Genomic DNA, 6,446 nt, shown 5'->3' with positions numbered 1-6,446 from the left:
CCCACTTTTCGTAGTAGACCCGGTATGATGCATGTCATGGCTATTCAGGTGGGTTTGTCTGTTAACAAAACCTTAGTGCCTGAATAGCTTTTCTGGCTATTTCTCTCGCTTTTCTGTCCGGACTATTGTTTAAGAATTAAGTTTGGAAAGGCATTGTCCTTTGGTCTATGATCATCAGCCGGGGGTTTGCTGTTTTGCATGGTTTGACCTTCGTATGAATGCTGGAATGGCTGGCTGGAAGGTAAGAGAGCTAGTCAGCTATTTCCAGTGTTGGTTTTTGGATAGAAAGAACTTTTGAGAAACACTCCTCCATAACGTAATGGTCGACGAATACACTTGGCTGATTACGTCAACAGCCTGAACTTAGGCCAATGCCAATACCTCCATTGAGTGTCTTACTAGGTCGCATTGCCCGATTTGCTTTCTCCGTATCTGGAGAGTAATACCCGCCAATATCTACTGGCTGCCCCTGCGCAGCATTGAGTTCATCCACAATTTTGGCCTCATTCTCCTTTAGATGCTGAGCCAGTTTGGCAAATTTGGTCTTAAGTTCCAGATTTTTATCCTGCTCCGCTAGAGCCTGTGCCCAGTACATAGCCAGATAAAAATGGCTGCCCCGATTGTCCAACTCATTCACCTTACGAGACGGTGATTTCCCATTCTCTAAGTACTGGCTATTGGCTTTGTTGAGTGCTTCTGCCAAAATCAGAGCGTTCTCGTTATTCGTTTTACGACCCATATCTTCTAGGGTAACCGCTAGTGCTAAAAACTCACCTAGCGAGTCCCAACGGAGATGCCCCTCATTGACAAACTGTTGAACATGCTTGGGGGCAGACCCACCAGCCCCAGTTTCAAACAGACCGCCACCTGCCAGTAGCGGTACAATAGACAGCATTTTTGCACTGGTACCCAGCTCAAGAATCGGGAACAGATCAGTGAGATAATCCCGCAACACATTCCCCGTAACGGAGATAACATTTTTCCCAGCTTTGATCTGTTCGCAGGTAAAACACATCGCATCCGCAGGGGACAAAATTTTGATGTCTAGGCCCGTGGTGTCATGTTCGGGCAAATACTGTTTCACCTTGGCAATCAGGTTGGCGTCGTGGGCACGATTTTCATCCAGCCAGAAAACAGTGGAAAACCCTGTTGCCCTGGCTCGATTGACGGCTAGTTTCACCCAATCTTGGATAGGCAGGTCCTTTGTCTGACACATGCGCCAGATATCGCCTTGCTCCACCCTGTGTTCCATCAAGGTTTGTCCTGCATCATCCACAACACGCACGGTGCCGCTGGCCGGAATCTCAAATGTTTTGTCGTGGGAGCCATACTCTTCAGCCTTTTGAGCCATCAGACCCACATTGGCAACGTTACCCATAGTGGTCACGTCAAAGGCTCCATGTTCCTGACAGAATTTAATACATTCCTGGTACATGGTGGCGTAGCACCGATCAGGAATCATGGCCTTAGTGTCATGGGGATTCCCATCCGGTCCCCACATTTTGCCAGAGGTACGGATGGAGGCTGCCATGGAGGCGTCAATAATGACATCGCTGGGCACATGGAGATTGGTGATGCCTTTGTCGGAGTTGACCATGGCCAGCTTTGGTCGCTTAGCATAGGTGGCCTGCAAATCAGCTTCGATAGCTTCTCGCTGGGTGTCGGGTAGGGACTGGATTTTGGCATAAACATCCCCCAGACCGTTGTTGGGGTTAACCCCTAGCTCTGCAAATGTGTCAGCATACTTATCAAAGACATCCTCAAAGTAGACAGTGACAGCATGCCCAAACAAAATGGGGTCCGACACTTTCATCATAGTCGCTTTCACATGCAGAGAAAGCAAAATGTCTTCTTCTTTAGCCGCGTTAATCTCTTTTTGATAAAAATCACGCAGTGCTTTGACTCTCATAACAGCGGCATCAAGCACCTCTCCCGCGAGCACCGCTGTTTTTTCTTTTAAGATCTTGATTGAGCCATCTGTTGTCACTAGCTCAATCTTGACGTTGCCAGCATTTTGGATGACAACAGATTTCTCACTGCCGTAGAAATCTCCGCTGTCCATATGGGCAACATGGGACTTAGAATCGGCTGTCCACTCCCCTACTCTGTGGGGATTTTTCTGGGCATATTGTTTTACGGCTGCAGCCACCCGTCGATCGGAGTTACCTTCTCGCAAAACGGGATTGACGGCACTTCCTAGCACCTTGGCATATCGGGCTTTAATAGCGGCCTCAGCCTCGTTTTTGGGATTGGCTGGATAGTCAGGCACCCCATAGCCTTTCTCCTGAAGTTCTTTGATAGCCGCCAGCAGCTGCGGTACGGACGCGCTGATATTAGGCAGCTTAATGATATTGGCTGCGGGTGTTTTTGCCAGTTCGCCCAGCTGAGTCAAAGCATCCGGCACCCGCTGCTCTGCTGTCAGAAAATCTGAAAAATTAGCAAGAATTCGTCCTGCCAAGGAGATATCTTTGGTTTCTACCGTGACGTCAGCAGCCCTTGTAAATACGTTGACAATAGGTAGAAAAGAGTAGGTTGCCAAGGCAGGAGCTTCATCCGTCAGGGTGTAGATGATTCTAGAGACTTGATTCGCCATGTACTTCTTCCTGTCTATTGTGTGTGCCTCGGCAACCAGAGTAGAACAAGCTGCCCGTAAGAATCAATCCTAGGAGATAGTATCCCCTAGGATTGTTCATCTAATGACGTTGATTAACTGATTTCAGATCGGCTTCTGGGCTACGGCTAAACGCCAGTTCCTGCAGGAACTGCCATTCTCTGAGGATGTAAGGCTGTCCCTTCTATCTGAGTGGAGCCATACAGCCGATTGAGGGCCTGCATGTAGGCATTTGCTGACGCAACAACGATGTCTGTATTGGCTGCATGTCCTGAATAAATCCGCTGGTCGTGGCGTAGACGAATGGTAACTTCGCCGATGGCATCAATACCAGCTGTAACTGACTGGACCGAGTATTCAATCAGATCGTTAGGGATATCAACGACACGGTTGATGGCTTTGTAAACGGCGTCTACAGGCCCTGTGCCGATGGCGGCATCCATCAGTTCTTCTCCGTTGGGGGTGCGGATGGCGATGGTGGCGGTGGGTCTAGCGCTGCTGCCGCAGGAGACCTGTACCAGCTCTAGTCGGAAGTGCTCTGCAACCTGTTGGGTTTCGTCGTTGACGATGGCTTCTAGGTCGCGATCGCTAATCTCTTTCTTTTTATCAGCCAGGTCTTTAAACCGCAAAAATGCCTTATTCAAGTCCTGGTCCGATAGCTCGTAACCCAGTTCCTGCAGACGACTGCGAAACGCATTGCGGCCTGATAGCTTACCCAAAACGATCAGATTGTCATTGAGACCAATGGTCTGGGCGTCCATAATCTCGTAGGTGAGCTTGTTTTTGAGGACGCCATCCTGGTGGATGCCGGACTCATGGGCAAAGGCATTGGCCCCGACGATGGCCTTATTGGGCTGCACCAGCATGCCAGTGACGCTGGAGATTAGCCGTGAGGTCTTGTAGATTTCTGTGGTGTTGATGTTGGTCAGCGGGGTTTCAGAGTCCGCCGGACGCCCAAAGAAGGGATTAAAGTACTGACGACGCACGTGCATGGCCATGACTAGCTCTTCGAGGGCAGCGTTTCCAGCCCGCTCGCCGATGCCGTTGATGGTGCACTCCAGCTGCCGAGCGCCGTTTTTAACCGCTTCTAGAAAGTTAGCAACGGCTAAGCCCAAATCGTTGTGGCCGTGGACTGAAATCACGGCCTGGTCCACATTGGGCACATTGTCGGCGATTCCCTTGATCAGTCCGCCAAACTCGCTGGGGGTGAGGTAGCCGACGGTGTCAGGGATATTAATGGTGGTGGCCCCGGCTGCGATCGCAACCTCCAGCACCTGATATAAAAATTCAGGCTCCGAACGGCCTGCATCTTCTGGCGAAAACTCCACATCGTCAGTAAAGCCCTTGGCAAAGCGCACCATCTCGCCCGTAATCGCCAGTACCTCGTCCCGCGATTTCTTGAGCTTATACTTCATGTGGATATCGGAAGTGGCCAGGAAGGTATGAATCCGACCGCTAGCGGCGGGGGCAATGGCCCGAGCAGCAGCTTCGATATCTTTTTGAGTGGCTCGGGCGAGCCCGCAAATCGTTGGCCCGTCAGCTGTACCCACCTCTTTGGCAATTCGTTGCACCGCTTCAAAGTCGCCAGGGCTAGCGTAGGGGAACCCGGCTTCGATAATATCCACACCTAGCCTGGCCAGTTGACGAGCCACCGCTAGCTTTTCTTCGACATTCATGGTCGCACCGGGCGACTGCTCCCCATCCCGCAGGGTGGTGTCAAAAATCAAAACTCGATCAGGCTGGGTAGTCATCAGAGGCGGTTGCGATAGGTAATGATGCTACCCATTGTAAAGTGCCCATTGCCGCTTGGTCCCGATTTGGTTATGAAGGTGTAACAAGGCTTGAAACGATCCGCTAGCGCCCCCGCGAACATTTGAGCAGCATCCGGTCAATGGCTTCGAGCATGGCCTCAGGCTGATCGACCCAGACAAAATGGCTACCCTGGGCTGGCAGACTCAGACTTTGGGTGGATAGCCGCATCAGAGCACGGTGCATTTTGGTCCAAAGCTCATCGGTTGCTTCTAACGGCAGGGGTTTGAGTAGCGGTGTCGGGGTAAAAAAGTGGCTGGCCTTGATATTGATTACTGGCAGAGATCCCAAACTTTCTACCTGGCTGAGCTGGTCGTGGCTGGTGTTGAGGCTAAACATTTCACGGGCCATGGTGAACCAGTGCTTGGGCCGCACAAAGGAACGCAGAACCGGGGCGAGCTGAGTCTGACTGTACTGTCTGAGCCTGGGACTGAGCACTTGAAACAGCCCTAACTGCTGAAAAATCCGAATAAAGCCCAGGAATGAGCCCACTACAGACATCAAAAAACCGGCAGTAAAGATGGCTTTCATCAGCTGTAGGCTAGCGGGCAGTCTGGCCAGTCCATCTTCATGGAGACCGTCGGTGAGAATCAGCCCTGCGACCTGGTCAGGGTAGGTGTGGGCATAGAGACGCATGGTATAGCTGCCCAGGGAGTCCCCCACCAGAATGTATGGGGGAGAAATATTTGCCTGGCGTAATAGAGCTTCTAGTTCCTGCATCATTTCGCCACTATTGCGCGGGTTAGGGCTATTGGAACTCCAGCCATAGCCGGCTCGATCGTAGATGCACACGTCAGCAAACTCGGCGATATCATCAATCAGCAGATACCCTTCTACGCCCCCCAGGCTGTGGTCCAAAATAACGGTGGGTTGGTTGGGATGGGGCCGCCCCCGGCGATAGAGATGAAGCTTGCAATCTCCAATGTCATAGATCGTCCCTGGTGGTGGTGTTTGGTCTTCTTGGCGACAGCACCAAAAGTGGTACGCCGTTGTGCAGAGGAGAATGAGATTACGTAGCCACATGGGTTATGGGAACTGCTAGCATCAAACCGTCACTACTTTACCTAAGGGCTGCATGCTAACGCCAAATCTCATTTCCCGTCAGGGTGAAATTGTAGAGGTGTTTTTACGCCACGGTTGGGACTACATGCGGCGTTTACTGGTAGGTAAGGCTCCAGAAGAACCCGATATTCCACCGCCTGCTGTTCTACGCAATATTTTGACGGATTTAGGTCCGGTATATATCAAGTTTGGGCAGTTGCTAAGTACGCGACCAGACTTACTGCCACCGGCCTATATTGATGCGTTGAGTGCTCTGCAGTCGACGGTGCCACCAGTGGATGCGGTGACGATCCAGGCGTTTTTGAGACAGCAGCTAAATCCAGAGGAGGTATTTGCAGCGGTGGACTATGGTGCGATCGCATCCGGGTCCATCGGCCAGGTCCATCGCGCCACCTTAAAAAATGGCCAACCCGTTGCCCTCAAAATTCAGCGACCTGGCATTGAAGTTCAAGTACGGCGGGATATGGCCCTGATTCGCGACATTGCCAAACTGGTATCGAGCACCCAGTTTGGCCAACGTTACAACGTAGTCGCCCTGGCCGACGAATTTAGTAGTGCCCTCAAAGCTGAACTAGACTTTACCACCGAGGCCACCTATACCGACCAGCTGCGTCAAAACCTAGCCAAGAGCCCCTGGATTGCCCCTAACCAGCTCACAATTCCCGAAATTATTTGGCCTCTGACTCAGCCCAAAGTGTTGGTAATGCAGTGGTTAGACGGTCAGCCAATTTTAGCGGCCTCCATGGGCAGACAGCTAGTGGATCGCAATGCCCTCAGCCAGCTATTATTTCGAACCTTTTTCCAACAGTATTTTATAGATGGTTTTTTCCACGCCGATCCCCATCCGGGCAATATTTTTTACCTGAATGATGGCCGCCTGGCCCTACTAGACTGTGGCATGATGGGGCGGCTCGATCCTCGGACCCGAGCCACGCTAACTGAGATGGTATTAGCGATTATCAGC

General features: G+C 51.4%; 4 protein-coding genes. 1 reads left to right on the top strand and 3 read right to left on the bottom strand.

Annotated elements, in window-relative coordinates; translation table 11 throughout:
• Positions 1-349 precede the first annotated feature (349 nt).
• From IQ260_RS25540 to IQ260_RS25530, 3 genes are all read right to left on the bottom strand, one after another.
• Complete coding sequence (locus tag IQ260_RS25540) at positions 350-2,593, bottom strand: NADP-dependent isocitrate dehydrogenase (protein ID WP_193995898.1); 2,244 nt, start codon at positions 2,591-2,593, stop codon at positions 350-352.
• Positions 2,594-2,739: 146 nt separating this feature from the next.
• On the bottom strand, positions 2,740-4,362 hold the full coding sequence (locus IQ260_RS25535) for a 2-isopropylmalate synthase (RefSeq protein ID WP_193995897.1): 1,623 nt from the start codon (positions 4,360-4,362) through the stop codon (positions 2,740-2,742).
• Between the two features lie 103 nt (positions 4,363-4,465).
• Positions 4,466-5,443, bottom strand: coding sequence for an alpha/beta fold hydrolase (locus IQ260_RS25530; protein ID WP_193995896.1), 978 nt, complete (start codon positions 5,441-5,443; stop codon positions 4,466-4,468).
• Between the two features lie 52 nt (positions 5,444-5,495).
• Here IQ260_RS25530 and IQ260_RS25525 point away from each other — a divergent pair.
• The coding region (locus IQ260_RS25525; RefSeq protein WP_193995895.1) for an ABC1 kinase family protein at positions 5,496-6,446 on the top strand (951 nt) is incomplete at its 3' end.

Source organism: Leptolyngbya cf. ectocarpi LEGE 11479, assembly GCF_015207065.1.
Taxonomy (GTDB): Bacteria; Cyanobacteriota; Cyanobacteriia; order Phormidesmidales; family Phormidesmidaceae; genus Leptothoe; species Leptothoe ectocarpi.
This window is presented reverse-complemented; position numbering and strand designations above follow the sequence as displayed.

Bases quoted from the DNA above. Each gene is read 5' to 3' on its own strand.
- IQ260_RS25540 (WP_193995898.1), bottom strand. From the start codon at position 2,593: ATGGCGAATCAAGTCTCTAGAATCATCTACACCCTGACGGATGAAGCT.
- IQ260_RS25535 (WP_193995897.1), bottom strand. From the start codon at position 4,362: ATGACTACCCAGCCTGATCGAGTTTTGATTTTTGACACCACCCTGCGG.
- IQ260_RS25530 (WP_193995896.1), bottom strand. From the start codon at position 5,443: ATGTGGCTACGTAATCTCATTCTCCTCTGCACAACGGCGTACCACTTT.